A 25,996-nucleotide genomic window follows, 5' to 3' on the forward strand; every position below is an offset into this window, starting at 1 on the left:
TCGTGGGGCTGCTGGGTAGCTGGCAGAAACCCGGGACGACCGGCTACCGGCGATCCGCACCGGAACGACAGCGCGGGGCGGCGGGGGATTCAATGGCCGCGGCGGCTCGCGCGGCGGCGCAGGGTGTACGCCGTACCGGCCGCGGCGGAGAGGAGCAGGCCGGCGCCCGCACCGAGTTGCACAGGATTCATGCCGGCCACGCTGCCGCCGAGGCCACCCTGAACGCCCCGCGCGGAGCTGGTGACGGCGGCGTCCGGGGTGTAGGTCCGCGTGGAACTGGTGGTCGGCCTGGTCGTGCCGCCGGCGATCGTCAGATCGCCCGAGCCGGTCTCCCCGTTGCAGGTGAAGGAGACGGCGTAGACGGCTCCGCGCCGGGCGTCCCGGTCCACCGTGACCCGTACGCTCTGGCCGCGGGCGATGCTCACGGTGTCGAAGACGCCGGAGGAGGCGGTGGCGTAGGCGGCGTTGCATCCGGTCACCGAGAGGACCGTCTGGCCGCCGGGCGAGACCGTGGACGGGGTGATGGCGAACCCGAACGAAGTGACCTGCCGGGCTTCGACGGCGGTCGCGGCGGTCGCGGCGGGCGTGCCGAGGATGCCGAGCGCGAGTACGGCGCCCGTGGCGCCGGCGCTCAGCAGGGCTGTGGCGGAGGTACGTATCGCACCCATGGTTGATTCTCCGGATCCCCGAGGAGCAGCCGCGGAAGGGGTTTCCGCACGTGGGGGGACGTGCGCCTCGATGTCCGCCACGCTAGGTCCGGGTGGCGCGGCCCGCGATCAGGAACGGGCGAATGGGGCATGGGCTTAGGCCGAACCGGGGACGGGGGGCCCGTCCCCGGTTTGCCGGACGCCGTCCCCCGACAGGTTCGGCGGGCTTCCGCGGGCTTCCGCGGGCTTCCGCGGGCTTCGGCAGGCTTCCGGCCGGTGGTGCGCGCCCTCAGTCCCCGAGACCCAGGTGCGGGAACTGGGTGAGGAAGGGTTCGGCGGTGGCGGAGATGCCCCGCCCGAAGGGCGCGTCGAAGTCCCAGATCAGGAACAGCAGGAAGGCGATCAGCGCGCTGAACAGGCCGGCCAGCAGCAGTTCCCGGAAGGAGCGCCGGATCTGCAGGGTGAAGATCAGCCCCACCGTCACCAGGGCCCCCGTGATGAGCCCGAACCACACCACCCCCGGCATCGTGGCTCCGGCGCCCTGGCCGCGCGCACTGCGGGCATCGTCCACCACGGCCGCCTGGTCGACCAGCGGCTGGTAGGCCTGCCCCTCGTGGTCGGTCTGCGGCTCGTAGTCGGTGACGTCCCGGCGGATCTGCTCCAGCAGTTCCCCGCCGCGGGCCGTGAGTTCGCCGTGCTCGGCCATCACTCTCCACTCCGTGTCCACCACGTACGTCACGTACGCGTCGACGTCGGACCGGATCTTCTTGCGGACCTCGGCCGGGTAGACCTCGGAGCGGACACTGATCTCGTGAAGGGCCTGCGCCTCCTGGCGCACGTACTCCTGGGCGGCTCCGCGGCCCTCCCAGACACCGGCGATGGCCAGACCCAGCACGATCGCGTAGATCACTCCGATCATCATCGTCATGTACTCGATGACGTCCGGGGTTTCGTTCGGATCGTCGTCCTCGCCGATCCTGCGGTGGTTGATGAAGGCGATGGACAGCACGACGGCGCAGGCCGCGGCCATCGCGAGGGTCAGGACGAGCCATTCCGACAAGATGACTCCCAAATCGGTGACAGGCGGGGCAGAAGGGTTAGCGGGGGCGCAGCGCGGCGACCGCGAAGACTGCGGGAGCGGCGGTCAGCAAGGTGAAGGTCACCGGCGAGATGTGACGTTCGACCGGCTTGCGGGCGGGTGCGTGGTACGTGGGGCGGGCCACCGGCCTGGTCGCGGGCGGCGGCGTCACGGGGGTGGGGGCGGGCGGAGTGGCCGCGGGCGGCGCCGGCTTCGGTGCGGCGGGCTTCGGCACGGGCTTCGGTACGGGCTTCGGTACGGGTTTCGGCGCCGGCGGGGGCGGCGGTGCGGGCGGCGGCGGAGTGGGCTTGGGCGGTGGGGTCGGCGTCGGCGGTGGGGTCGGCTTCGGCGTGGGTTTCGGAGACGGCGGAGGCGAGGGCTTCGGCGGGCAGGGCGGGGGAGGCGGTGGCGGGCAGTGGTGTCCGTGCCCGCCGGGTCCGCCGTGTCCGTGGTGTCCGTGGGGGTGTCCGGAGTGCCCGTGGTGTCCGCCGTGTCCGTGGCCCCCACCGGTCCGGCCTCCGGGCTTGCCCCCGTGTTCGCCGCCGTGATGTCCGCCACCCGGGCCGCCTCCTCGGCCACCGCTGGAGGCCGAGGCGACCAGGGTGGCGGCGGAGGCGCCGTCGCCGTGGCCGGCCGTCGCGTAGGCGCAGCTATCAGCCACGGCCGGGGTGACGGAGAGGGCAGCCCACAACAGGACCGGGACCGCCAGCAGGCGTCTGGCACAGGCTTTGTTCACCCCGGGAGCATGGGCTCGCGCATGCCCGCGCACGCGAGGGTCCGCCCCGGTTCGCCTGAACGGGTGGAGTGTCAACAAGAAAGGTTTGAGCCACTCGTGCGTCGCCAGACGGGCGAGTCCGGGCGCTCATCGCGCAATTCCCAAAAGGGATGTGTCGGTATCGATCATTCTCCCGGACGGGTGCGCCAGGCGTGTTTGGTGTGTGACGAAGAACGGATCGCCAATTTCCGCTTTTGCTCGCCCCGTTGGGCAATGATCAGTACATTCGGCTCGGACAGGAGTCCGACCGCGGACGGACCACCGTAGGAACAACGCTTGGAGACCCCGATGGAGCGCCCCGCCTGGGCCCCGCCAGGCATCGACATATCGGTGCCGAGCGTGTCCCGCATCTACGATTACTACCTGGGCGGCTCGCACAATTTCGAGGTCGACCGCCAGGCGGCCCGCCGGGCCATGGAATTCATGCCGGGCCTGCCCAAGATCATGCAGGCCAACCGGGCATTCATGCGCCGCACCGTGCGGCACGCCGTCGCCGAGGGCGTCACGCAGTTCCTGGACATCGGCTCCGGCATCCCCACCTTCGGCAATGTCCACGAGATCGCGCAGGCCGCCAGCCCCGAGGCGCGCGTGGTCTACGTCGACCACGACCCGGTGGCCGTCGCGCACAGTCAGGCCGTCCTGGCCGGTGACGAGCGCAGCGCCGTCGTCGCCGCCGACCTCCGCAAGCCGCAGGACATCCTGACCGCCCCGGAGGTCACCCGGCTGCTCGACTTCGACCGGCCGGTGGCCCTCCTGCTCGTCGCCGTCCTGCACTTCCTGGAGGACGCGGACGACCCGTACACGGCCGTGGCCGAGCTGCGCGACGCGCTGGCCCCCGGCAGCCTGCTGATCCTCACCCACGCCTCGTTCGAGGGGATCCCGCTCACGGAGGAGGTCGCGGGCGGGGCCGTCGGCGTCTACCGGGACATCCGCAACCCCCTCGTCATGCGCAGCGGGGCGCAGATCCGCGGCTTCTTCGAGGGGTTCGAGATGCTGGAGCCGGGTCTGGTGTCCATGCCCGATTGGCGGCCGGACCGCGCGGAGTCCGCCGAGGACGGCGCGGTCCACGAGGACCCGTACGCCTTTTCCGGCTACGGCGGCGTGGGACGCAAGGCGTGAGACTTCCTGCACAGACGGCGGGCGCGCCGGACGCCGCCCCGGCGCCCGCCGGCGGGCCGGCCCCCGGGCCCGAGGTGGCGGAGTCCGCGGTGGCGGAGCCGCCGGCGGCTCCCAAAGGCGGTATCGAGGACCGGATCGCCCGTTTCGCGACCATCTGGGGGCGGGCGATCTTTCCGGTCACGGCGACGTCGCTGACCCGTGCCGAGTTCGAACGGCATCTGGTCCCGCTCACCCGCACGCTCGCCGAGGCCCTGCACGCCCGGCCCTTCGATGCCGCCGTTGCCCAGCGGGTCGGCGCGGAGCTCGTCGCCGTGCACTGCACCGACCCCGAGGCGCTGTCGGGCACCCTCGGGGTGATCGAGTCGTACCTGGTGCTCTACTGCGGGCCCGGCTGGCCCGGGGGCTCGGGTGCGGACGACACCGAGGAGTACCGGTCCCGCTGTGCGCGGCTCCAGCACGGGATCGCGGCGGGTTTCGCACGCGCCCTGCGCGAGCGCACCCTCAAGGAGCAGGAGGCCATCGCCCGCTCGGCGCTGACCGCCCGCATCGACGCGCAGCAGGCCCTGCACGCGAGCGAGGAGCGGTTCCGGGCGGTCTTCGAGGGCGCGGCCGTCGGCATCGGCATCGCCGACCTGGACGGGAACATCCTCGAGGTCAACGACGCGCTGCTGCAGATGTTCGGCGGCCTGGAAGGACATGTCCGGGGCCGCAAGGTCAGCGAGTGGGGACACCCCGACGACACCCCGCACGTCTGGCGGATGCACGGGGAACTGGTGCGCGGCGAGCGGGAGAACTTCCGCGTGGAAAAGCCGTACTACCGGCACGACGGCACCGTCCTGTGGACCAACCTGACGGTGTCGCTGCTGCGCGACGCCGACGGGGCGCCGCGCTACCAGCTGGCGCTGATGGAGGACACCACCGAACGCCGCCTGCTGAACCTGCGCCTGCGCTACGAGGCGACCCACGACGCCCTGACCGGACTGCCCAACCGGACGCTGTTCTTCGAACGGCTGGAGAAGGCCCTGAGCGGGGCCGGGGGCAGCCGCTTCGGCCTGTGCTACCTGGATCTCGACGGGTTCAAGGCGGTCAACGACAGCCTCGGCCACTCGGCGGGCGACCGGCTGCTGGTGGAGGTCGCGGACCGGCTGCAGAGCTGCGCGACCGGCCCCGGCGAGGTGGTCGCCCGGCTCGGCGGGGACGAGTTCGTCGCCCTGACCACCGGTCCCGACACCGAGCAGGAGGTGACCGACCTCGCGGTGCGCATCCTGTCCGCGCTGTCGACGCCGATCCGGCTGGAAGGCCGCGAGCTGACGGTCCGGGGCAGCATCGGCATCGTCGAGGGCCCGGCCCGCGAGCGCACCCCGGCGGAGGTGCTGCGCAGCGCGGACATCACGATGTACCGGGCCAAGGCGGCCGGCGGCAACCGCTTCGAGTTCGCCGACGCCGAGGCCGACGCCCGGGCCATCACCCGCCACGGGCTGACCAACGCCCTGCCGGCGGCGCTGGAACGCGGCGAGTTCTTCATCGAGTACCAGCCGCTGGTCCACATGCACGACGGCAGCGTGCACGGCGCGGAGGCGCTGGTGCGCTGGTCGCACCCGCAGTACGGGGTGCTCGGCCCGGACCGCTTCATACCGCTCGCCGAACGGACCGGGCTGATCGTGCCGCTCGGCCGCTGGGTCCTTGAGGAGGCCGTCCGGCAGGCCCGCAACTGGCAGCGCCAGCACGGCGGCTCGTCCCTGCGGATCAACGTCAACCTCTCACCGACCCAGCTGCACCACCCCGGCCTGGTCGCCGACACCGTCGCCGTCCTGGAGAAGTCGGGCCTCGCCCCGGGCGCACTGTGCCTGGAGGTCACCGAGTCGGCCCTGATCGGTGCCGATGACCAACTCCTCGAACCGCTGCGCCGGCTCGCCGCCCTCGGCGTGGACATCGCCCTTGACGATTTCGGCACCGGCTACTCGAACCTGGCCAACCTGCGCCGCCTCCCGGTCAGCGTCCTGAAGCTGGACCGCTCCTTCACCCAGGGGATGCAGCAGAGCCCGGCCAATCCGGTCGACGTCAAGATCGTGGAGGGGATCGTCGCCCTCGCCCACAGCCTCGAACTCGCCGTGACCGTCGAGGGAGTGGAGACCGGAGCCCAGGCCGCCCAGCTGCGCGACCTCGGCTGCGACACCGCCCAGGGCTGGTACTACGCGCGCCCGGGGGCCCCCGACCGCATCCACACCCTCTCCCTCTCGGACGCCGTACCCACACCGTCCTGACTCCGACCGCCCACCCGCCCAGGGAGCGGGCGGCGGGCCGAACGCCGGGGCGAACGCTGGATCGAACGCCGGGGCGGGCGCCGGGGCGGGGCGGGCGAGTGGGCTGCCGGTCAGCTCATGCCCGCCTCCGTCCCGCGCCCCGGCTCGCGGACCGCCACCATGACCCGCTCCATCCGCCGGGAGGTGTCGGCGAGCACCTCGGCCGCCACCGGCAGGCGCTCGGCCTCGTACGCGTCGAGCACACCCTCCGCAGCCGGGCCGGTGACGGCGGCGGCCAGGGTCCGGGCGAGAGCGGCCGCGTCCTTGATCCCGGTGTTCATGCCCAGTCCGCCGGCTATCGGGTGGACGTGCGCCGCGTCGCCGGCGAGGAAGACCCGGCCCTCGCGCATCCGGGCGGCCATGCGGACGTTGATCCGCCACGAGGAGAGCCAGGTCGGATCCGCCAGCCGGATCCCCGGCAAGCGGGCGTGCCGGTCGAAGAGCCGCTGGAAGCTCTCGATCGAGGGCGGCAGCGGCTCTCCCCGCTCGTCCGGCTCGGGCGGGGCCTGGAGCTGGAAGCAGTCCGTCCCCGGTATCGGGCAGAGCAGTATGCCGCCGCCGTCCGAGGTGAACCACTGATGCCAGTAGTCCCGGCTCAGCCCCGGCGCCGTCACGTCCCCCAGCACCATCGACACCTTCTCCTCCGTCCGCCCTTGGAAGGGGATCCCGAGGAGCTCGCGGATCGCGCTGTGGCCGCCGTCGCACCCCGCGGCGTAGCGCGCGCGGACCGAACGGCCGTCGGCCAGCCGCGCGGTGACCCCGCCGGCGTCCTGGGCGATCCCGACCACCGCGGCGTCGTACTCGAGGGGAACGCCGAGGCCGGCCAGCCGCTCACGGAGGGCCTCCTCGACCTGCCACTGGCCGATCAGGAGGCCGCCGCTGCCGGCGGGGGTGTCGTTGATGTGGGCGCCGTCGAAGTACTTGCGCAGGATGACGCCGGGGTTGCCGATGGCGGAGAGCCGCTCGGCGACTCCGAGCCGGGCGAAGACCTCGAGGCTGCTCGCGTCGAGGCCCTTGCCCCGGGACTCGCGGTGGGGTCCGGAACGCCGCTCGAGGATCCGGACGGCGATGCCGCGCAGGGCCAGTTCGCAGGCCAGGGTAAGTCCGGTGGGGCCGGAGCCCGCGATCAGTACGTCGGTCATCGGAAGTCCTCTCGTCGCATCGATGACTTCCAGGAAAGCGGCTCGGCGGCAAAAAAGCAACCCGGTCAAAAAAATAACCAAGTTCGATACGTGACTCGGTAACGGAACGTGCTAGGGTGTGAAGCATGGACAACACGACGGGTCTGCGCGAGAACAAGAAGCTCCGTACGCGCCGCCGACTGGCGGCCACGGCGCTCGAACTCTTCCTGGAACAGGGCTTCGACTCCGTCTCCGTGGCGGATGTCGCCGCGGCGGCGGAAGTCTCCAAACCCACCCTGTTCCGCTACTTCCCCACCAAGGAGGACCTGGTCCTGGACCAGTTCGCCGACCATCAGGACGAGGCGGCGCGCATCGTGCGCGAACGGCCCGCCGGGCAGGGCCCCGTCGGCGCCATGCGCGAGCACTTCCTGGCGGCCCTCGACCGACGGGACCCGATCACCGGGCTCTGCGACCACCCCGCGGTCCTTGCCTTCGAGCGGCTGGTCTTCTCCACCGCCAGCCTGGAGTCCCGCCTCGCCCTCTACACCGCCCGGGAGGTGGAACTGCTCGCCGCCGCCCTCGAGGCCGAGTCAACCCCGCCGCTCACCGCCCGGCTGGCGGCGCTGCACCTCGTGACGGTCCGCCAGGAGCTGGGGCGCGAGAACTGGCGCCGGATCGACGCCGGGCAGAGTGCCGACCAAGTCCATCCGGGGGCGGTCGCCGACGCGAACTCCGCGTTCGGCATGCTGGCCGGCGGGCTCGACGGGGTGCTGTCCATACGCCCCGGTGCCGCATCAGCCGGTGCAGCCGGTCCCATGGGTTCAACCGGCTGACGGGGAGCCGCCGGCGGAAGGCCGGACGCACGAGCCGTCGCGCTGCGAACCCGGAGGGCGGCGCGGGCGGTCTCGACGCGACGGCATGGCGGCCGTAGAGGGGCCGCTCAGCCCAGCAGGATGCGCTTCAGCTCGCGGGCCGCCCGCGGGGGAGCCACGTCGGTGCGGTGGGCCAGTGCGATCGTGCGGCGCAGCGGCGAGCCCGCCAAGGGCGTCGCCCGCAGGCCCGGCCCGGCGCGGTCCACCACCATCGCCGGGACCACGGCGAGGCCCAGCCCCGCCCGGACGAAGCCGAGGACCGCGTCCATCTCGCCGCCCTCCACCGTGAACACCGGCTCGAAGCCCTCCGCGCGGCAGGCCGCCACCGTCAGCTCCCGCAGGTCGTACCCGTGCCGGAACATCACCATCGGCTCGTCGCGCAGCCCGGAGATGGTCAGCGCCCCGCCACCGCCCGGCGCCGGCGCCTCCGCGGACGAGACCACCACCAGATCCTCGGTCAGCAGCTCCACCGTGGTCAGTGCCGGGGCCGAAGGCGGCAACGGCAGAGCGATCAGGGCCAGGTCCAAGGCGCCGCGCGCCAGTTCCCGTACGAGATCGAGGGAACCGCTCTCCTCGATCAGCAGCTCGATCCCCGGATGCGCGCTGTGGAAGGCGCGCAGCACGTCCGGCAGCAGGCCCGTGCAGACGCTGGGCGTGGCCCCCAGCCGGACCCGCCCGCGCCGCAGCTGCGCCAGCTCCTGCACCTCCAGCCGCGCCGTGTCCGCGTCCGCGAGGATCCGCCGGGCCAGCGGCAGCAGCGCCTCGCCCGCGTCCGTCAGCGCGATGTTGCCCCGCGCCCGGCTGAACAGCTCGGCGCCCAGCTCCCGCTCCAATGCCTTGATCTGCTGCGACAGCGAGGGCTGGGCCACATGGACCTGCTCTGCGGCCCGCGTGAAGTGCCGGGTGTCGGCAACGGCGACGAAGTAGAGGAGCTGCTGGAACTGCATGAGCCCCAGCATAGGCCTCCATAGGCAGACCCTATGGAGATTAGCTTAATCATGTCTTGGACCTTTCGGGACTTTGGTCCTTACCGTCGAGGACATGGCTCTGGCAACGCGGACGGGTCGACGGCCGTCCACCACGCGCACGATCTGGGACTCATCCGTCGGCAAGAAGTCCGTGATGGCCGTATCCGGCCTGATCATGCTCGGCTACCTCGTCGTGCACATGCTCGGCAACCTCAAGATCTTCTTCGGGGCGGGGGAGTTCAACGGCTACGCGCACTGGCTGCGCACCCTCGGCTCGCCCTTCCTGCACCACGAGTGGGCCCTGTGGATCGTCCGCGTGGTGCTGCTCGCCGCGGTCGTCGCGCACGCCGTGTCCGCGTACCAGCTCAGCCGCCGCGGCATCCGCGCCCGCCCGGTGAAGTACGCCCACAAGCGCCGGAAGGCCGGCTACGCGACCCGCACCATGCGCTGGGGCGGCGTCATCCTCGGCCTCTTCATCGTCTGGCACGTGCTCGACCTCACCACGCTCACCGTCAACGAACGCGCCTGGGCCGGTCACCCGTACGAGAACGTCCTGGCCACCTTCTCCACCTGGTACGGGAACACGATCTACATCGTGGCGATGACCGCCCTCGGCCTGCACGTCCGGCACGGCTTCTGGAGCGCCGCCCAGACCCTCGGCGCGGGCAACGCCCGCCGCGAGCGGGTACTGAAGTTCCTGGCCAACGCCCTGGCCCTCGTCCTCTTCGCGGGTTTCGTCTCCGTCCCCGTGGCCGTCATGACCGGAGTGGTGAACTGACCATGAGCGACCTCGGAAACGACCTCGGACACGACTACACCCGCTACACCACCGGCGAACCCCTCGTCGACACCAAGGCCCCGGCAGGCCCGATCGCGGACCGCTGGGACCGCCGCCGCTTCGAGGCCAAGCTCGTCAATCCGGCCAACCGCCGCAAGCACACCGTCATCGTCGTCGGCACCGGCCTGGCCGGCGGCTCCGCCGGCGCGACCCTCGCCGAACAGGGCTACCACGTCGTCCAGTTCTGCTTCTCCGACTCCCCGCGCCGCGCCCACTCCATCGCCGCCCAGGGCGGCATCAACGCGGCCAAGAACTACCGCAACGACGGCGACTCGGTGCACCGCCTCTTCTACGACACCGTCAAGGGCGGCGACTTCCGCGCCCGCGAATCCAACGTCCACCGCCTCGCGCAGATCTCCGTCGAGATCATCGACCAGTGCGTCGCCCAGGGCGTCCCCTTCGCCCGCGAGTACGGCGGACTCCTCGACACCCGCTCCTTCGGCGGAGTCCAGGTCTCCCGCACCTTCTACGCCCGCGGCCAGACGGGCCAGCAACTCCTCCTCGGCGCCTACCAGGCCCTCTCCCGGCAGATCGCCGCGGGCAACGTGGAGATGCACGCCCGCACCGAGATGCTCGACCTGATCACCGTCGGCGGCGTGGCCCGCGGCATCGTGGCCCGCGACCTCGTCACCGGGGAGATCTCCACCCACTACGCGGACGCGGTGGTCCTGGCGAGCGGCGGCTACGGCAACGTCTTCTACCTCTCCACCAACGCCATGAACTCCAACGCCACCGCCGTCTGGCGGGCGCACCGGCGCGGCGCCTACTTCGCCAACCCCTGCTTCACCCAGATCCACCCCACCTGCATCCCGCGCACCGGCGACCACCAGTCCAAGCTCACCCTGATGAGCGAGTCCCTGCGCAACGACGGCCGCATCTGGGTCCCCAAGGCCGAGGGCGACACCCGCCCCCCAGCCGAGATCCCCGAGGCGGAGCGCGACTACTACCTGGAGCGGATCTACCCCTCCTTCGGCAACCTCGTGCCCCGCGACATCGCCTCCCGCGCCGCCAAGAACGTCTGCGACGAGGGCCGCGGCGTCGGCCCCGGCGGCCAGGGCGTCTACCTCGATTTCGCCGACGCCATCCGCCGCATGGGCCGCGACAAGGTCGCCGAGAAGTACGGCAACCTCTTCGAGATGTACGAGCGGATCACCGCCGAGAACCCGTACGAGGTCCCCATGCGGATCTACCCCGCCGTGCACTACACGATGGGTGGCCTGTGGGTCGACTACGACCTCCAGACCACCGTCCCCGGCCTGTTCGCGATCGGCGAGGCCAACTTCTCCGACCACGGCGCGAACCGCCTCGGCGCCTCCGCCCTCATGCAGGGCCTCGCCGACGGCTACTTCGTCCTGCCCGCCACCATCAACGACTACCTGGCGCGCCACCCGCACCGGGAAGCCGTCGACGACACCCACCCCGAGGCCCGGGAAGCCGTACGGGAGACCCGCGAGCGGCTCGCGAGGCTGCTCTCGGTCGACGGCGACCGCACCCCCGACTCCTTCCACCGCGAGATCGGCGAACTCATGTGGGAGTACTGCGGGATGGCCCGCACCGAGGGGGGCCTGCGCAAGGCACTCGACCGGATCCCGCAGATCCGTGCGGAGTTCTGGCGCCGGATCAAGGTCCCCGGCACCGGTGAAGAGTTCAACCAGTCGCTGGAGAAGGCCAACCGCATCGTCGACTACCTGGAACTCGCCGAGCTGATGTGCCTCGACGCGCTCCACCGCACGGAATCCTGCGGCGGCCACTTCCGCGAGGAGTCCCAGACCCCGGACGGCGAGGCCGAACGCCGCGACGAGGAGTTCTCCTACGCCGCGGCCTGGGAGTTCCGGAGCACCGGCGCCGCGCCCGTCCTGCACAAGGAAGACCTCGTCTTCGAGTACGTCCACCCCACCCAGCGGAGCTACGCATGAAGCTCACCCTGCGCGTCTGGCGCCAGCACGGCCCCGACGCCCCCGGCGCCATGGCCTCCTACGAGGTCGACGGCATCTCCCGGGACATGTCCTTCCTCGAGATGCTCGACACCCTCAACGAGGACCTCATCCTGCGCGGCGAGGACCCGGTCGCCTTCGACCACGACTGCCGCGAGGGCATCTGTGGCGCGTGCAGCCTCGTCATCAACGGCGACGCCCACGGCCCCGAACGCACCACCACCTGCCAGCTCCACATGCGGTCCTTCGCCGACGGCGACACCATCGACGTCGAGCCCTGGCGGGCCGCCGCCTTCCCGGTGGTCAAGGACCTCGTCGTCGACCGCGGCGCCTTCGACCGCATCATCCAGGCCGGCGGCTACATCACCGCCCCCACCGGTTCCGCTCCCGAGGCGCACGCCACCGCCGTACCCAAGGCCGACGCCGACTTCGCGTTCGAGCACGCCGAGTGCATCGGCTGCGGCGCCTGCGTGGCGGCCTGCCCCAACGGCTCCGCGATGCTCTTCACCTCCGCCAAGGTCAACCACCTGGGCGTCCTCCCGCAGGGCTCACCCGAGCGGGAGAGCCGCGTCCTGGACATGGTGGCCGCGATGGACGACGAGGGCTTCGGCGGCTGCACCCTCACCGGCGAATGCGCCACGGCCTGCCCGAAGGGCATTCCGCTCCCCTCCATCGCCGCCATGAACAAGGAATGGCTGCGGGCGGTCCGCAAGGGCTGACCGGACCGGTGCTGTGACCGGCCTCGGCCGACCGGCTGACCCGATCCGCCGACCGGGCGCACGTACGGGCCGTACGCCGCGCCGCGCCCCGGCGCGGCCCGGGCCGTGGGGGACAGTGCACCCATGCCCCATCCCCCTACAGGGTCCGGACCGCGCCGCCGAGCCGTGCTGGCCGCGGCCCTCGCCCCGCTGGCCGTGGCCGGCTGCGCCGGGGAGGAGCCCGCGCGGCCGGCGCCCGGCCCGCGGACCGTGGCCAAGGACGCCCTGATCATGGTCATCCGGCACGCGGAGAAGCCGTACGCCGGCGACTCCGGCTGGGACGAGGAGGGCGAGGACGACCCCGGCTCGCTGGCCGGCCGCGGCTGGCGCCGCTCCGAGGAGCTCCCGCGGCTCTTCCCGCCGGCCCGCGGCTCCTCGCTGCCCCGCCCCGCCGCCGTCTTCGCGGCCGGCGGCAAGGGCACGGCACCCGCCCGCTGCAAGCAGACCGTCGCGGCGCTGGCCACCGCGCTGCGCACCCCGGTGCGCGCCGAGTTCGCCGTCGGCGCCGAACCGGCCCTCGCCCACGCCGCGCTGCTCGCCCCGATGCCCGTGCTCATCTGCTGGGAGCACAACGGCATCCCCCGGCTGGTCCGCGCCCTCGGCGCCCACGAGGTCCTCGGGGTCCCCGCCACCTGGCCCGACCGCTACGACCTCGTGTGGATGTTCACCCGCCGCCAGGGCCGCTGGAGCTTCCGCGAAATCCCCCAGCAGCTCCTCTCGGGCGACGCCTAGAGACGACCCAGGCCGTGGCCCGCTACCCGCCGAGGGCCCGGGCCAGGTACGGCGCCGTGCGGCCCGTCCCCGCCGCGGCGACCTGCGCCGGGGTGCCCGAGGCGACGATCCGGCCGCCCTCCGTGCCGCCGCCCGGACCCAGGTCGATGACCCAGTCCGCGCCCGCCACCGCCTCCATGTCGTGTTCCACGACCACCACCGAATGCCCGGCGTCCACCAGCCCGTGCAACTGCCGCAGCAGCACCCGCACATCGGCCGGGTGCAGCCCGGTCGTCGGCTCGTCCAGCAGGTACAGCGTGTGGTCCCGGCGCAGCCGCTGCAGCTCCGTGGCCAGCTTGATCCGCTGCGCCTCGCCGCCCGACAGCTCGGTGGCCGGCTGCCCGAGCCGCAGGTAGCCCAGCCCGATGTCCTCCAGCGCCCGCAGGCTGCGCGCCGCCGCCGGGACCTCCGAGAAGAAGCCGGCCGCCGACTCCACCGTCAGCCCGAGCACTTCCGCGATGTTCAGTCCCGCGTACCGGACCTCCAGGGTCTCGGCGTTGTACCGCGCGCCCGCGCACTCGGGGCACGGGGCGTACGTACTCGGCAGGAACAGCAGCTCCACCGAGACGAACCCCTCGCCCTGACAGGTCTCGCACCGGCCGCCCGGCACGTTGAAGGAGAACCGGCCCGCCTTCCAGCCGCGCGCCCTCGCCTCCGGCGCCGCCGTGAACAGCCTGCGCACCACGTCGAACAGACCCGTGTACGTGGCCAGGTTGGAGCGCGGGGTGCGGCCGATCGGCTTCTGGTCCACCTCCACCAGCCGCCGTACGGGGAAGCCCGGTTCCGCCAGCCGCTCGGCGACCTCCCGGGCCAGCACCTGGCCCACCAGCGTGGACTTCCCCGACCCCGACACCCCGGTCACCGCGGTGAACACGCCCAGCGGGAACGCCACGTGCACGTCCCGCAGGTTGTGCCGGCCGACCCCGCTCAGGCGCACCGACCCGGTGGCCCCGCGCACCGGCCGCCGCGCCCCGGAGGGCTCCGGCGCCGCGAACAGGTGCCGGGCCGTCACCGAGTCCGCCACACCGGCCAGCTCCCGCGGCGGCCCGCTGTACAGGACCTGCCCGCCGTGCTCCCCGGCCCGCGGTCCCACGTCCACCAGCCAGTCCGCGTGCCGCACCACCGCCAGGTCGTGCTCCACGACGAACACCGTGTTCCCGGACTCCTTCAGCCGGTCCAGTACGCCGAGCAGCGCCTCGGTGTCGGCCGGGTGCAGACCTGCCGACGGCTCGTCCAGCACGTACACCACCCCGAACAGCCCCGACCGCAGCTGCGTCGCCAGCCGCAGCCGCTGGAGCTCGCCCGCGGACAGGGTCGGCGCGGCGCGGTCCAGGCTCAGGTAGCCGAGCCCGAGCTCCACCACCGGCCCGATCCGGGAGCGCAGGTCCTGCGCGAGCACCCGCGCCGCCTCGTCCTCCACGGGCGCGGAGGTGAGTACGGCGTCCAGGCCGGTCAGCGCCATGGCGGCCAGTTCGGCGATCCCGTAGCCCGCGAAGGTCACGGCCAGGGCCTCGGGGCGCAGCCGCCGTCCCTCGCACACGGGGCAGGGGGAGTCGGCGAGGAAGCCCTCCGCACGGGCGCGCAGGGTGGCGCTCTTGCTGTCGGAGAAGGTCCGCATCACATAGCGGTGGGCGCTCATGTACGTGCCCTGGTAGGGCCGTTGGATCCGCTCGGCCTCGCGCACCGGGTGCACGGTCACCACCGGCTGCTCCTCGGTGAACAGGATCCACTCGCGGTCCTTGGCCGGCAGTTCCCGCCAGGGACGGTCGACGTCGTGGCCCAGCGCCTCCAGGATGTCCCGCAGGTTCTTGCCCTGCCAGGCGCCGGGCCAGGCCGCGATGGCGCCCTGACGGATCGACAGGCCCGGGTCGGGGACGAGGAGTTCCTCGCTGGTGCGGTGGATCCGGCCGAGTCCGTGGCACGAGGGGCAGGCTCCGGCGGCGGTGTTGGGGGAGAAGGCGTCGGAGTCGAGCCGTCCGGCCCCCGGCGGGTAGGTGCCGGCCCGTGAGTACAGCATCCGCAGTGAGTTGGACAGCAGGGTCACCGTTCCGACCGAGGACCGCGATCCCGGTGACGAGCGGCGCTGCTCGAGGGAGACGGCGGGCGGCAGCCCCGTGAGGGAGTCCACCTTCGGGGCGCCGATCTGGTGGATGAGCCGACGGGCGTACGGGGCCACGGACTCGAAGTACCGGCGCTGGGCCTCGGCGTAGATCGTGCCGAAGGCGAGCGAGCTCTTCCCGGACCCGGACACCCCGGTGAACACGGTCAGCGCGTCGCGCGGGATGTCCACGTCGACGCCGCGCAGGTTGTGCTCCCTGGCGCCCCGCACGCGCACGCGGGAATCAGGGGCGGGACGGGCGTCGGCGGGACGGGCGTCGCCGGAACCGGCGTCGGCGGGGCGGGGCCGGGCGGAGCCGGCATCGGCGGGCTGGTGCATTCGTCCTACTTTAAAGGGCCGCCTCGCCCGTCAGAGGCCCGCGATCCGGGCCAGCCTGCGGTAGGAGTCCAGCAGCGCCGTCCGGTCGTGGGTGGACGTGGTGACCAGCAGTTCGTCGGCGCCGGTCAGCGCGGCGACCTCGGCCAGCTCCGCCGCGACCTGCTCCTCCGTGCCGTGGACGTGCCCGGCCAGGGCGCCCTCGTACAGCTCCCGCTCCTTCGGGGTCATGGACAGGGCCTCGACCTCCTCGGCCGGCCGCAGCGGCGGGAAGCTGCCCCGGATGCGGGAGTGCGCGAGGGACCAGGCCTCCGGGACCAGGATCCGCCGGGCCTCCTCCGTGGTGGCGGCCACCGCCACCGTCCCGGAGACCACCACGTACGGTTCGGCGCCCCATGCGGAGGGCCGGAACGCCGCGCGGTAGTTCTCGATGACCTCCGTGACCCGGCCGCGTGCCCGCAGGTCTCCGACCACGAGCGGCAGCCCGGCCCGCGCGGCGATCCCGGCCCCTTCGCCCGTGGCCAGCACGTACGCCGGTATCCGCAGCCCCTCGGCGGGCCGGGCGTGCACCTGCGGATGGGCCTGCTGGCTGCCGTCCAGCCAGCCCAGCAGCTCGGCCAGCTGCTCCTCGAACCGCTCGGCGTCCCCGGTGCCGCGGCCCAGGGCACGCCGGATGCCGTCGGTGAAGCCCACCGAACGGCCGAGCCCCATGTCGATCCGGCCGGGGAACAGCGCCTCCAGGACCCCGAACTGCTCCGCGACCAGCAGCGGCTGGTGGTTGGGCAGCATGACGCCGCCCGTGCCGACCCGGATCCGGCCGGTGGCAGCGGCCACGGCAGCGGCCAGCACGGTCGGCGCGGAGCCCGCGACGCCGGGCACGCTGTGGTGCTCCGACACCCAGAAGCGGTGGTAGCCGAGGGCCTCGGCCGCCCGGGCCAGGTCCACGGTGTCCCTCAGGGCCTCCGGGGCCGAGTGGCCCTCGCGGGTGCGGGACCGGTCGAGCAGCGAGAGTTTTCGGATCACACAGGTCTCAACACCACAGCCGCGCGAGGATTCCCCCGCTGGACCTCCGTCAGACACCCCCTAGGGTTGCCGGATGACCCGGAACACGCTCAGGCCGCTGGCCGTCTTCGACATCGACAACACCCTGGCGGACACCGCCCACCGCCAGCATTTCCTGGAGCGCCGCCCCCGCGACTGGCCCGGCTTCTTCGGCGCGGCCCCGGCCGATCCGCCGCTGGCGCGCGGGGTGGCCCTGGCGGTGCAGAGCGCCGCCGACTGCGAGGTGGTGTACCTGACGGGGCGCCCGGAGTGGTGCCGGGCGGACACGGTGGACTGGCTCACCCGGCACGGCCTGCCCGAGGGCCGGCTGTGGATGCGCGGGAACCAGGACCGGCGCCCGGCCCGGACGACCAAGCTGGAGGTGCTGCAGCGGATCGCCCGGGGCCGGGAGGTGCACATGTTCGTGGACGACGACGAACTGGTCTGTCAGGCCGCCCGCGGCGCCGGGTTCCGGGTCGTCCTCGCCAACTGGGCGGCGGAGGCGCCGGAGCTCAAGGCCGCCCAGGAGGGTGAAGGGCGGACCTGAACGCGCCGGGGAGTCCGTGGGGCGCCGGCTCAGTCCTCGCCGTCGAGGCGGAAGCCGACCTTGAGCCCCACCTGGTAGTGGGCGATCGCTCCGTTCTCGATGTGCCCGCGCACCTGGACGACTTCGAACCAGTCGAGATTGCGCAAGGTCTGGCCCGCACGGGCGATCCCGTTGCGGATGGCCTGATCGATGCCCTCGTGGGAGGTGCCGACGATTTCGGTCACCCGGTACGTGTGATTGGACATGGGGTCTCCCGACGCTGGGTGGCTTTTGCCTCGTTCTACGGTGCCCCAGTAAGTCCGGCTCCGCGAACTTTGCGTGAACAGTCCCGGCGAAAGGCCCTTGACCCGCCCATTGGTCTATGCCAATTTCAAGCCATCCGAGATCCGTCCCCAGAAGGTGACCTTTCGTGAAGATGCGCTTCCTTGCCGTGTGCACCGCCCTCGCCGCCGCTGTCGCCCTGACGGGCTGCGGCCAGTCGGGCGACGCGGCCGGAGGCCCGCAGAAGGTGACGCTCTGGCTGATGAAGGGCAGCGCCTCGGACGACTTCATCGCCAAGTTCACCGCGTCCTTCGAGCAGGAGCACCCCGGCGTCGACCTGGACGTCAGGATCCAGGAGTGGACGGGCATCGGGGAGAAGGTCAACGCCGTGCTGGAGGGCCGCAGCAAGGAGGCGGCCGACGTCATCGAGGTCGGCAACACCCAGGTGGCCCAGTACATCGAGACCGGCGGGCTCGAAGAGCTCACCCTCGAGGGGCTGCGCGAATGGGGCAGCAAAGACTGGATCAAGGGCCTGTCCGACCCCGGGAGCATCGACGGCGCCCAGTACGGAGTCCCCTGGTACGCCGCGAACCGGGTCGTGATCTACAACAGGGAACTCTTCGCGAACGCCGGGATCAAGAACACCCCCAGGAACCGCGCGGAGTGGCTCCAGACCACCCGGAAACTGGACACGCCGGAACAGCAGGGCATCTACCTGGCCGGCCAGAACTGGTACGTCCTCGCCGGCTTCATCTGGGACGAGGGCGGCGAACTCGCCGTCGAGACCGGCAGCCGGTGGGTCGGCACCCTCGACGAGGAAAAGGCCCTGGCCGGCATGGAGTTCTACAAGCAGCTCCAGGCCCTCGGCGACGGCCCCAGGGACGCGGACGAGGAGACGCCCCCGCAGTCGGAGGTCTTCGCCCGCGGCCAGGTCGCCCAGATCATCGCCCCGCCCGGCCAGGCCGCCGAGATCGAGGCCGCCAACCCCGCCCTCAAGGGCAAGCTCGGCTACTTCCCGATCCCCGGCAAGACCTCCGACAAGCCGGGCGCCGTGTTCACCGGCGGCTCGGACCTGATCGTCCCGGAGCGCACGAAGCAGCGCAAACAAGCCGTCGACGTGATCACGGCCCTGGTCAGCGAGAGGTGGCAGACGGAACTGGCCCGCACGATGAGCTACGTTCCGAACAAGACCACCCTCGCGCACGTGGTCGCCGGCAACGAGGGCGCCGCCACGATGGCCGTCGGCGCCGCCCAGGGCCGGGCCACCCCGAAGTCCGCCCTCTGGGCCGAGGTCGAGGCCAAGAACCCGATCAAGCCCTTCATGACGGCCGTCCTGACCGGGCAGGACCCCAAGGAGGCCGCCCGGACGGCCTCCGAGGCCATCAGCAAGGTGCTCAGCGCCGACCGCTGACCCGCCGCCGGTCCGCCCGGGCCATCTGCTCCACCACCGAGTTCAGCGTCCGCACATCCGCGTGCCGCTGAGCGGTCATGTCGAATCCAGCCGGTCACGGAAGAAGTAAAGGAGCCAGGCCGCACACCTGCCGGCCCGGCTCTCCGCGCCCGGATCAGGAGCCGCCATGACCATCGCACCCCTGTCCCCGTCCCCCCTTTCCCCCACCGCAACGGGCACCGCCACCGGCACCGGCACCGCCACCGCCACCGCCCAGGGCCCCCGCTACGCCGTACGCCTCGCCCGCGACGAGACCGAGGTGCGCGCCGCCCAGCGCCTGCGGTACCGGGTCTTCGCCGGCGAGCTCGGCGCCCGCCTGGACGGGCCCGAGCCCGGTCTCGACATCGACTCCTTCGACGCGTACTGCGACCACCTCCTCGTCCTGGACGAGGAGACCGAGCAGGTCGTCGGCACCTACCGGCTGCTTCCCCCGGAGCGCGCCGCCGTCGCCGGACGCCTCTACTCCGAGGGCGAGTTCGACCTGTCCGCCCTCGCCCCCATCCGCCCGGACCTGGTGGAGGTCGGCCGCTCCTGCGTCCACCCCGACCACCGCAACGGCGCCGTCATCGCCCTCATTTGGGCCGGCCTCGCCCGCTACATGGACCGCTCCGGGCACAACTGGCTCGCCGGCTGCTGCTCGATACCGCTCGCCGACGGCGGGGTCCTGGCGGCCGCCACCCGCGAGGCGGCCCTGGCCCGCGCCTCGGCCCCCCAGGAGTACCGGGTCACCCCCCACGTCCCCTGGAACCCCGAGGGCATCACCTTCCCCGCCCGCATGGAACTGCCCCCGCTGCTGCGCGGCTACCTGCGCCTGGGCGCCTGGGTCTGCGGCGAGCCCGCCTTCGACGCCGCGTTCGGCTGCGCCGACCTGTACGTGCTGCTCTCCCTGCGCCGCACGAACCCGCGCTACCTCAAGCACTTCCTCTCGCTCGCCCCGGGCGCATGAGCGTCTGGCTCCCCACCTCGCCCTGCACCCCCGAGGCCTGCGCCGGCCACGCGGGACGCACGGCGGGCCTCCCGCTCGCGGTGCTCCGGCTCGGCGCCGCCGTCCTGCTGATCCTGGCCGGGATCCTCGGCGCCCCGCCGGTACGGCTGCTGCCGGCCCGGCCCCGGCACGCGGTGGTGCGGGCCTGGTCGGCCGCGCTGGTCGGTGCCTTCGGCATACGGATCACCGTGCACGGCAGCCCGGGCCGGGGCGGCGGCCGCCTGATCGTCGCCAACCACATCTCCTGGCTGGACATCCCGCTCGTCGCGGCCGTTCTGCCCTGCCGGATGCTCGCCAAGAGCGACATCAGGGCCTGGCCGGTCCTCGGCGCCCTCGCCGCACGGGCCGGCACCCTGTTCATCGAACGCGAGCGGATCCGCGCCCTGCCCGCCACCGTCGACACCCTCACCCGGGCGCTGCTCTCCGGGGACCGGGTCACCGTCTTCCCCGAAGGCTCCACCTGGTGCGGGCGCGCCCAGGGCGCCTTCCGCAGGGCGGCCTTCCAGTCGGCCCTGGACGCGCGGGTACCCGTACAGCCCGTCCGCCTCGCGTACCTGCGGTGTGACGGGGCGGCGGCCGGGGAGCCCGCCTTCGTCGGGGACGACCCGCTGACCGCCTCGCTCTGGCGGATCGCGCGGGCCCGCGGCGTACGCGCCGAGGTCACGCTGCTGCCGCGGATCCCGCCGGGCCGGCACGGGCACCGGCGGGACCTCGCGGCCGCGGCTCAGGCGGCGATCGGCTCCGCCTCATCCCTGCCCGGCATCCCGGCTCAGCGCTCCGCGCCGTCGGCGACCGACAAGGACAGCGCGAACCGGCCCGCCGCGTCCGTCCACCACTGGACCAACTCCAGTCCCGCCGCGGAGAGTTCCCTGCGCACGCCCTCCTGACGGAACTTCGCGGACACCTCCGTCAGGATCTCCTCACCCGCCGCGAACGGCACCACCAGGTCCAGCGACCGGATCTTCACCAGCAGCTCCGACCGGGCCCGCAGGCGCATCTCGATCCACTCCTGCTCCCGGTTCCACACCGCCACGTGCGCGAAGTCGGCGGTGTGGAAGTCCGCGCCCAACTCGCGGTTGATCACGGCCAGTACGTTCTGGTTGAACTCTGCGGTCACCCCTTGTGCGTCGTCGTACGCCGCCACCAGCACGGCCTCGTCCTTGACCAGGTCCGTGCCGATCAGCAGCGTGTCCCCGGGCGAGAGCATCGCCCGGACGGACGCCAGGAACACCGCACGCTCCGGCGGCAGCAGGTTCCCGATCGTGCCGCCCAGGAACACCACCAGCCGGGGCCCGGGGGACTCGGGCAACACCAGCGCCTTGGTGAAGTCGGCCAGCAGGGCGTGCACCCGCAGCCCCGGATGCGCCGCCAGCAGCGTCTCGGCCGCACCGGCCAGGGCGCTCTCGCTCACGTCCACCGGGATGTAGGTGTCCAGCGCGGGCATCGCCTCGATCAGGTGCCGGGTCTTCTCCGAGGAGCCGGAGCCCAGCTCCACCAAGGTCCGCGCCCCGCTCGCCGAGGCGATCTCCTGCGCCCGCTCCAGCAGGATCTCCCGCTCCGCGCGCGTCGGGTAGTACTCGGGCAACCGGGTGATCTCCTCGAAGAGTTCACTGCCCCGCGCGTCGTAGAACCACTTCGGGGGCAGCACCTTCGGGGTCTGCGTCAGCCCGTGCAGCACGTCCGCGCGCAGCGCCGTCTCCGCGGCGTGCTCGTCGAGGGTCCGGGTCATCTGGAAGTCGTTCACGGGCACTCCTTGTCCCCCGGCGGGGTTTCCTTGAGGGGGGTCAGCACGACCCGGGTACGGGTCGCGGTCAGCAGGGTGCGGTCGGGCACCTCGCACCAGCGGGAGTCGTCGTCGTACGGCTCGGACGCCACCACCGTGCGCCGCGCCGCCTCGTCGGCCAGGTACCAGAGCGAATCGCCCCAGGCCGTCGCGGCGATGGCCGTACCGTCCATCAGCAGCAGGTTCAGGCGCGATCCGGGTGCGGCCGCGGCCAGCTCCAGGACCGTTTCGCCCAGAGCCGGGCCGAGGTCCGCCCCGGCCCGCAGCCGGTGCAGGACCAGCGCCCAGACCAGCGCCGAATCGGTGCTCGCGGCGAGCTGGAGGAGTTCCACGGGCGGCAGGCCGCGCGCCAGCGGGGCCACCGAGTCCGGCCAGTCCCGCAGCGCGCCGTTGTGGCTGAACAGCCAGGGACCGTCCGCGAACGGAGCCGCCGCGGCCGCCCCGTCGGCCCCCGGCAGGGTGGCGTCGCGTACGGCGGCCAGCGCGGCCTCGCTGCGCACCACGCGGGCGAGGTCGGCGAAGGTCAGATCGGACCAGACCGGCGCGGCCCGGCGGTAGCGCGCGGGCACCGGGTCGCCCTCCGCGTACCAGCCGACGCCGAAGCCGTCGGCGTTGACCGTGCCGCTGCGCTGGTGGCGCGGCTCCCAGGACTGGTGGACCAGCGAGTGCTCCGGATCGATCAGCAGCCGGCCGAGCGGTATCTCCGGGCCCAGGTAGGCAAGGTGACGGCACATCAGACGTCCCTCGCGGTGCGGAAGCCGGAGAAGATCTGCCGCCGCACCGGAAGGTCCCAGTTGCGGAAGGTGCCCCGGCAGGCCACCGGGTCCACCGCGAAGGAACCGCCGCGCAGCACCTTGTGCTCGGGGCCGAAGAACACCTCCGAGTACTCGCGGTACGGGAAGGCCCGGAACCCCGGGTACGGCAGGAAATCGGAAGCCGTCCACTCCCACACGTCGCCGATCAGCTGGCGCACCCCGAGCGGGGAGGCCCCGGCCGGGTAGCTGCCGGCGCGGGCCGGACGCAGGTGGCGCTGGCCCAGGTTGGCGTGGACCGGGTCCGGTTCCGTGTCGCCCCATGGGTAGCGGCGGGAGCGGCCGGTGGCGGGGTCGTGCCGGGCGGCCTTCTCCCACTCGGCCTCGGTGGGCAGCCGGCGCCCCGCCCAGCGCGCGTAGGCGTCCGCCTCGTACCAGCTGACGTGCAGCACCGGTTCGTCGTCCGGGACCGGTTCGGTCGCCCCGAACCGGCGGCGCAGCCACTGGCCGCCCTCGCTGCGCCAGAACAGTGGTGCCTCGATGCCGTGCTCGCGGATCTGGGCCCAGCCGGGCGCGGCCCACCAGCGGGGCTCGTGGTAGCCGCCGTCCGCGATGAACGCCTGGTACGCGGCATTGGTCACCGGCACGGTGTCGATCCAGAACGGTGCGACGTCCCGGGTGTGCGCGGGCCGCTCGTTGTCCAGCGACCACGGCTCGGCCGAGGTCCCCATGGTGAACGGGCCACCGGGTACGAGGACTTCGGCCGCCGGCGGCGGATCGTACGGGGCATCGGGCTCCGGGGCGGCCAGTACGGGCTCGCCCCGCCGGAGCTGATGGGTGATCAGCATCGTCTCGTCGTGCTGCTGTTCGTGCTGGGCGATCATCCCGAAGGCGAAGCCGTCGTCGAGGAGCGCACTGCCCTCCAGGGGTGTGTGCTCCAGCAGGTCGAAGACCCTGCCGCGTACCTCGGCCGCGTACCGGCGGGCTTCGGCGGGGCCGAGCAGCGGCAGCTTCGGCCGCTCGGAGCGGGGGTGCTCGAACGCGTCGTAGAGGGGGTTGATCTCCGGGCGCATCGACGCGCGTCCGGCGACCCGCCCGAGGAGCCAGAGTTCCTCCTGGTTGCCGATGTGCGCCAGGTCCCAGACCAGCGGGGACATCAGCGGGGAGTGCTGCGCGGTGAGGTCCTGGTCGGTCACCGCGTCGGTGAGCGCGGCCGTCCGGGCCCGTGCTGCGGTCAGCGCGGCGGCCGCCCGCTCCCGCAGGCCGGGATGGGATTCGGTGGTCATCGGCGGGCCTCCTTCCCGGTGGTGGCGGACGCGGGCTGCGGCGGGTCGTCGGCCGGGCAGCGGCCGCGCAGCACGAAGCGCTCGGTGAAGGCGCCGACCGTCTCGCGGACGTGGGCGCTCGCGCCGAGCCGGGGCAGCGCCTCGGCGGCGGCCCGGAAGCAGGCCTTGGCGGCCGCCCGCAGCTCCGGATCGCTCAGGCCGCGCCGGGCGGCGGACCGCCACAGCGGATTGCGGGGCGCGGGGGCGGAACCGTACGTGTCGGCCAGCGCCTTGGTCACCCGGTACGCCGTCTCGGCGGCCTCCGGATCGTCGAACAGCGCGTGCACGACCGCCACCGGGACCAGCCAGCCGTCGTCACCGGGCTGTGCGTCGATCATCCGCAGCTCCAGGTGGCCGCGCGGCCGCACCGGCGGGAACAGCGTGGTCAGGTGGTAGTCCAGGTCCTCCGCGGTGGGCGGCCGCAGCCCCGGGTGCGCCGGGTGGCCGCCGGTGCGCAGCCAGTCGCGGAAGGTCAGGCCCTGCGGGATCGTCCACGGCTCGCCGTCGTACGACCGGATGCACATCACCTCGGTGTCCAGCGCCTGCCGGGTCCAGCCGCCGCGCGGCAGGACGTCCAGCGGCGGGGCGAGGGAGCGGCGGCTGTCGATGTCGGCCCAGTTCCCCTGGCGGGCACAGCGCCAGCCGGCGTACGGGCCCTCGTACGCGGGGGAGTTGGCGAAGGAGGCCACCAGGACGGCGCCCAGCAGGTGTGCGAGCCGCCAGCGCCGGCCGTGGCCGAGTGCGCCGGGTTCCTCGTACCCGGCGTCGACGCAGACCTGCACGGAGGCGGAAGCGCGCATCATGGCGCGCCCGGCCGGGCCGGTGCGGTCGAAATACGCCTCCATCGCGTCGTAGCGCGGGCTGGCGAGCAGGCGGCGGTGGGGGAGCCGCGGATCCTGGCCGCGGCCCTCCAGGAACATGCCCTGGGAGAGGAGGGCGGCGCGTACGGCGGTCAGATCGGCCTGGAGGCTGTCCACGCAGCGGCTGAGGGAGGTGGCGGGGGCCGAGCTGAGTTCCAGCTGGCCGCCGGGTTCGACGGTCACCCGGGAGTGCAGGGGCAGGGCGCGTGCGGCGCTGTGCGCGGCGCGCAGCCGCTCGGGGGAGACGGGGCGACCGGGCCGCTCGGCGTCCAGGACCAGCCATTCGAGTTCGGCACCGAGAAGTCGGGGCGGGCCGGTTTTGAAACAGATGCCGTGGACCAGGTCCTCGGCCTGGCTCTCGGATATGGGCGTGGGTGCGGGGGCGGGTGGTGCCTTGGGCATGACCGGGTCCTCTTCTCCTGTCGTCGGTCGTGACGTCGGTCGTGACATCACCCGTGCCTACCCGTCTGGCGGGTGCAAAATCCTTTTACCTCTGGGACTTGCGGTGTGCAGGATGGCGGAGTGAGCAGCAGATTGCGTGAGATCGCGCGGGAGAACGCGGAGATCGTGGCGGCCGGCGGGTACCGGGCGCAATCGGGACGGCGGGTCGAGCTGGCCGCCGCCGTGGCGGAAGCCAAGGCGGGAACCAGGATATATGGACCAAACCGGGTGATTCCAGACGAGGTGATCGCCGGTGGCGGGGGCGCGACGGCCGTCGAGGTCACCGGGGAGAGCAGCGCGGTCGCCGCCCGCAGGCTCGCGGCGCAGGGCTCCTCGGTGGCGGTGCTGAACTTCGCTTCGGCCCGGAACCCCGGGGGCGGGTACGTTCGCGGCGCCAAGGCCCAGGAGGAGGCGCTGTGCCGCGCCTCGGCCCTGTACGAGACCCTGCTCCAGGCTCCGGAGTACTACGAGGTCCACCGCGCGGAGCGCAGCACCTTCTACACCGACCGGGTGATTCACTCGCCCGGGGTCCCCGTTTTCCGCGACGACGGGGGCGCTCTGCTGGAGAGCCCCTTCCGCGTCGGCTTCCTGACCTCCCCGGCCCCGAACGCGGGCACGATCCGCCGCCAGGAGCCGGAGCGGGCCGCAGAGGTCCCGGGGGCGCTGGTCCGGCGGGCCGGACTCGTCCTGGAGGTGGCCGCCCTGCACGGTTACCGGGGGCTGGTGCTCGGCGCGTGGGGGTGCGGGGTCTTCCAGAACGATCCGGCGGTGGTGGCCGAGGCCTTCCGGGGGTTGCTGGCCGGCCGCTTCGCAGAAGTGTTCGATCGGGTGGTGTTCGGGATCCTGGACCGCAAGCCGGAGACCCGGGAGGCCTTCGAACGCGCCTTCGCGTAGACCTTCGGCGGGCTCTCGGGCTACCGGGCTACCGGGCTT

Annotated in this window: 24 protein-coding genes; 12 read left to right on the plus strand and 12 right to left on the minus strand. The window is 72.9% G+C overall.

Annotation, left to right across the window (positions count from 1 at the left end):
* Nucleotides 1-89: 89 nt before the first annotated feature.
* From ACZ6I1_RS12685 to ACZ6I1_RS12695, 3 genes are all read right to left on the minus strand, one after another.
* Nucleotides 90-668 carry a hypothetical protein gene (locus ACZ6I1_RS12685; protein ID WP_469286300.1) on the minus strand — a complete coding sequence of 193 codons (579 nt, stop codon included), beginning with the start codon at nucleotides 666-668 and terminating at the stop codon, nucleotides 90-92.
* Nucleotides 669-936: 268 nt separating this feature from the next.
* The gene (locus ACZ6I1_RS12690) at nucleotides 937-1,707 is read right to left on the minus strand and encodes a bestrophin-like domain (protein WP_469286302.1); all 771 of its coding nucleotides are present in this window, start codon (nucleotides 1,705-1,707) and stop codon (nucleotides 937-939) included.
* Between the two features lie 37 nt (nucleotides 1,708-1,744).
* Nucleotides 1,745-1,960 (minus strand): hypothetical protein, encoded by a 216-nt coding sequence (locus ACZ6I1_RS12695; protein WP_469286304.1) that lies wholly within the window; start codon nucleotides 1,958-1,960, stop codon nucleotides 1,745-1,747.
* Nucleotides 1,961-2,788: 828 nt separating this feature from the next.
* On the opposite strand from ACZ6I1_RS12695, the gene ACZ6I1_RS12700 reads away from it, so the two are divergent.
* Together ACZ6I1_RS12700 and ACZ6I1_RS12705 are read left to right on the plus strand one after the other, a co-directional pair.
* A complete protein-coding gene (locus ACZ6I1_RS12700) occupies nucleotides 2,789-3,619 on the plus strand; it encodes an SAM-dependent methyltransferase (RefSeq protein WP_469286714.1) in 831 nt (276 codons plus the stop codon).
* 74 nt (nucleotides 3,620-3,693) lie between these two features.
* The gene (locus tag ACZ6I1_RS12705) at nucleotides 3,694-5,883 is read left to right on the plus strand and encodes a putative bifunctional diguanylate cyclase/phosphodiesterase (RefSeq protein WP_469286716.1); all 2,190 of its coding nucleotides are present in this window, start codon (nucleotides 3,694-3,696) and stop codon (nucleotides 5,881-5,883) included.
* Between the two features lie 110 nt (nucleotides 5,884-5,993).
* Here the strand turns inward: ACZ6I1_RS12705 and ACZ6I1_RS12710 are convergent, their stop codons facing one another.
* Nucleotides 5,994-7,064, minus strand: a complete 1,071-nt coding sequence (locus tag ACZ6I1_RS12710) for an FAD-dependent monooxygenase (protein WP_469286306.1) — start codon at nucleotides 7,062-7,064, stop codon at nucleotides 5,994-5,996.
* Nucleotides 7,065-7,189: 125 nt separating this feature from the next.
* Here ACZ6I1_RS12710 and ACZ6I1_RS12715 point away from each other — a divergent pair, with 125 nt between their 5' ends.
* On the plus strand, nucleotides 7,190-7,876 hold the full coding sequence (locus ACZ6I1_RS12715; protein ID WP_469286309.1) for a TetR/AcrR family transcriptional regulator: 687 nt from the start codon (nucleotides 7,190-7,192) through the stop codon (nucleotides 7,874-7,876).
* A 107-nt stretch (nucleotides 7,877-7,983) separates the two neighbouring features.
* On the opposite strand, the gene ACZ6I1_RS12720 is transcribed toward ACZ6I1_RS12715, so the two are convergent.
* Nucleotides 7,984-8,862 carry a LysR family transcriptional regulator gene (locus ACZ6I1_RS12720; RefSeq protein ID WP_469286311.1) on the minus strand — a complete coding sequence of 293 codons (879 nt, stop codon included), beginning with the start codon at nucleotides 8,860-8,862 and terminating at the stop codon, nucleotides 7,984-7,986.
* A gap of 94 nt (nucleotides 8,863-8,956) precedes the next feature.
* Between ACZ6I1_RS12720 and ACZ6I1_RS12725 the strand changes: the two genes are divergently transcribed.
* The 4 genes from ACZ6I1_RS12725 (at nucleotide 8,957) to ACZ6I1_RS12740 (ending at nucleotide 13,145) form a co-directional block, all read left to right on the plus strand.
* Entirely contained in the window at nucleotides 8,957-9,661 is a 705-nt protein-coding gene (locus ACZ6I1_RS12725) for a succinate dehydrogenase (RefSeq protein WP_469286313.1), read from the plus strand.
* Between the two features lie 2 nt (nucleotides 9,662-9,663).
* Nucleotides 9,664-11,637: a fumarate reductase/succinate dehydrogenase flavoprotein subunit gene (locus tag ACZ6I1_RS12730; RefSeq protein WP_469286315.1), complete on the plus strand. Its 1,974-nt coding sequence runs from the start codon at nucleotides 9,664-9,666 to the stop codon at nucleotides 11,635-11,637.
* Entirely contained in the window at nucleotides 11,634-12,374 is a 741-nt protein-coding gene (locus tag ACZ6I1_RS12735; protein ID WP_469286317.1) for a succinate dehydrogenase/fumarate reductase iron-sulfur subunit, read from the plus strand. Before ACZ6I1_RS12730 ends, ACZ6I1_RS12735 begins: the two co-directional genes overlap by 4 nt.
* A 123-nt stretch (nucleotides 12,375-12,497) precedes the next feature.
* Nucleotides 12,498-13,145, plus strand: a complete 648-nt coding sequence (locus tag ACZ6I1_RS12740) for a hypothetical protein (RefSeq protein WP_469286319.1) — start codon at nucleotides 12,498-12,500, stop codon at nucleotides 13,143-13,145.
* 22 nt (nucleotides 13,146-13,167) lie between these two features.
* Here the strand turns inward: ACZ6I1_RS12740 and ACZ6I1_RS12745 are convergent, their stop codons facing one another.
* Together ACZ6I1_RS12745 and ACZ6I1_RS12750 are read right to left on the minus strand one after the other, a co-directional pair.
* Nucleotides 13,168-15,621 carry an excinuclease ABC subunit UvrA gene (locus tag ACZ6I1_RS12745; protein WP_469286321.1) on the minus strand — a complete coding sequence of 818 codons (2,454 nt, stop codon included), beginning with the start codon at nucleotides 15,619-15,621 and terminating at the stop codon, nucleotides 13,168-13,170.
* A gap of 30 nt (nucleotides 15,622-15,651) precedes the next feature.
* Entirely contained in the window at nucleotides 15,652-16,641 is a 990-nt protein-coding gene (locus ACZ6I1_RS12750) for an LLM class flavin-dependent oxidoreductase (protein ID WP_469286323.1), read from the minus strand.
* 73 nt (nucleotides 16,642-16,714) lie between these two features.
* Between ACZ6I1_RS12750 and ACZ6I1_RS12755 the strand changes: the two genes are divergently transcribed.
* Complete coding sequence (locus tag ACZ6I1_RS12755; protein ID WP_469286325.1) at nucleotides 16,715-17,206, plus strand: phosphatase domain-containing protein; 492 nt, start codon at nucleotides 16,715-16,717, stop codon at nucleotides 17,204-17,206.
* A 29-nt stretch (nucleotides 17,207-17,235) separates the two neighbouring features.
* Here ACZ6I1_RS12755 and ACZ6I1_RS12760 read toward each other — a convergent pair whose 3' ends face one another.
* Entirely contained in the window at nucleotides 17,236-17,451 is a 216-nt protein-coding gene (locus tag ACZ6I1_RS12760; protein ID WP_469286327.1) for a dodecin, read from the minus strand.
* Between the two features lie 164 nt (nucleotides 17,452-17,615).
* Here ACZ6I1_RS12760 and ACZ6I1_RS12765 point away from each other — a divergent pair, with 164 nt between their 5' ends.
* From ACZ6I1_RS12765 to ACZ6I1_RS12775, 3 genes are all read left to right on the plus strand, one after another.
* On the plus strand, nucleotides 17,616-18,878 hold the full coding sequence (locus ACZ6I1_RS12765) for an extracellular solute-binding protein (RefSeq protein ID WP_469286329.1): 1,263 nt from the start codon (nucleotides 17,616-17,618) through the stop codon (nucleotides 18,876-18,878).
* Between the two features lie 166 nt (nucleotides 18,879-19,044).
* Nucleotides 19,045-19,863 (plus strand): GNAT family N-acetyltransferase, encoded by an 819-nt coding sequence (locus ACZ6I1_RS12770; protein ID WP_469286331.1) that lies wholly within the window; start codon nucleotides 19,045-19,047, stop codon nucleotides 19,861-19,863.
* The gene (locus tag ACZ6I1_RS12775) at nucleotides 19,860-20,789 is read left to right on the plus strand and encodes a lysophospholipid acyltransferase family protein (protein ID WP_469286333.1); all 930 of its coding nucleotides are present in this window, start codon (nucleotides 19,860-19,862) and stop codon (nucleotides 20,787-20,789) included. Before ACZ6I1_RS12770 ends, ACZ6I1_RS12775 begins: the two co-directional genes overlap by 4 nt.
* Here ACZ6I1_RS12775 and egtD read toward each other — a convergent pair.
* The 4 genes from egtD to egtA are packed head-to-tail and all read right to left on the minus strand — an operon-like array spanning nucleotide 20,672 to nucleotide 25,024.
* Nucleotides 20,672-21,631, minus strand: a complete 960-nt coding sequence (gene egtD / locus ACZ6I1_RS12780; protein WP_469286718.1) for an L-histidine N(alpha)-methyltransferase — start codon at nucleotides 21,629-21,631, stop codon at nucleotides 20,672-20,674. The genes ACZ6I1_RS12775 and egtD overlap by 118 nt on opposite strands.
* An 11-nt stretch (nucleotides 21,632-21,642) precedes the next feature.
* Entirely contained in the window at nucleotides 21,643-22,419 is a 777-nt protein-coding gene (egtC, locus tag ACZ6I1_RS12785) for an ergothioneine biosynthesis protein EgtC (RefSeq protein ID WP_469286336.1), read from the minus strand.
* The gene (gene egtB / locus ACZ6I1_RS12790; protein ID WP_469286338.1) at nucleotides 22,419-23,723 is read right to left on the minus strand and encodes an ergothioneine biosynthesis protein EgtB; all 1,305 of its coding nucleotides are present in this window, start codon (nucleotides 23,721-23,723) and stop codon (nucleotides 22,419-22,421) included. Before egtB ends, egtC begins: the two co-directional genes overlap by 1 nt.
* Nucleotides 23,720-25,024, minus strand: a complete 1,305-nt coding sequence (egtA, locus tag ACZ6I1_RS12795; protein ID WP_469286340.1) for an ergothioneine biosynthesis glutamate--cysteine ligase EgtA — start codon at nucleotides 25,022-25,024, stop codon at nucleotides 23,720-23,722. The genes egtB and egtA overlap by 4 nt, the downstream gene beginning before the upstream one ends.
* Before the next feature lie 120 nt (nucleotides 25,025-25,144).
* On the opposite strand from egtA, the gene ACZ6I1_RS12800 reads away from it, so the two are divergent.
* The gene (locus tag ACZ6I1_RS12800) at nucleotides 25,145-25,957 is read left to right on the plus strand and encodes a TIGR02452 family protein (protein WP_469286342.1); all 813 of its coding nucleotides are present in this window, start codon (nucleotides 25,145-25,147) and stop codon (nucleotides 25,955-25,957) included.
* Nucleotides 25,958-25,996 lie beyond the last annotated feature (39 nt).

The organism is Streptomyces sp. NPDC046303, from assembly GCF_055588085.1.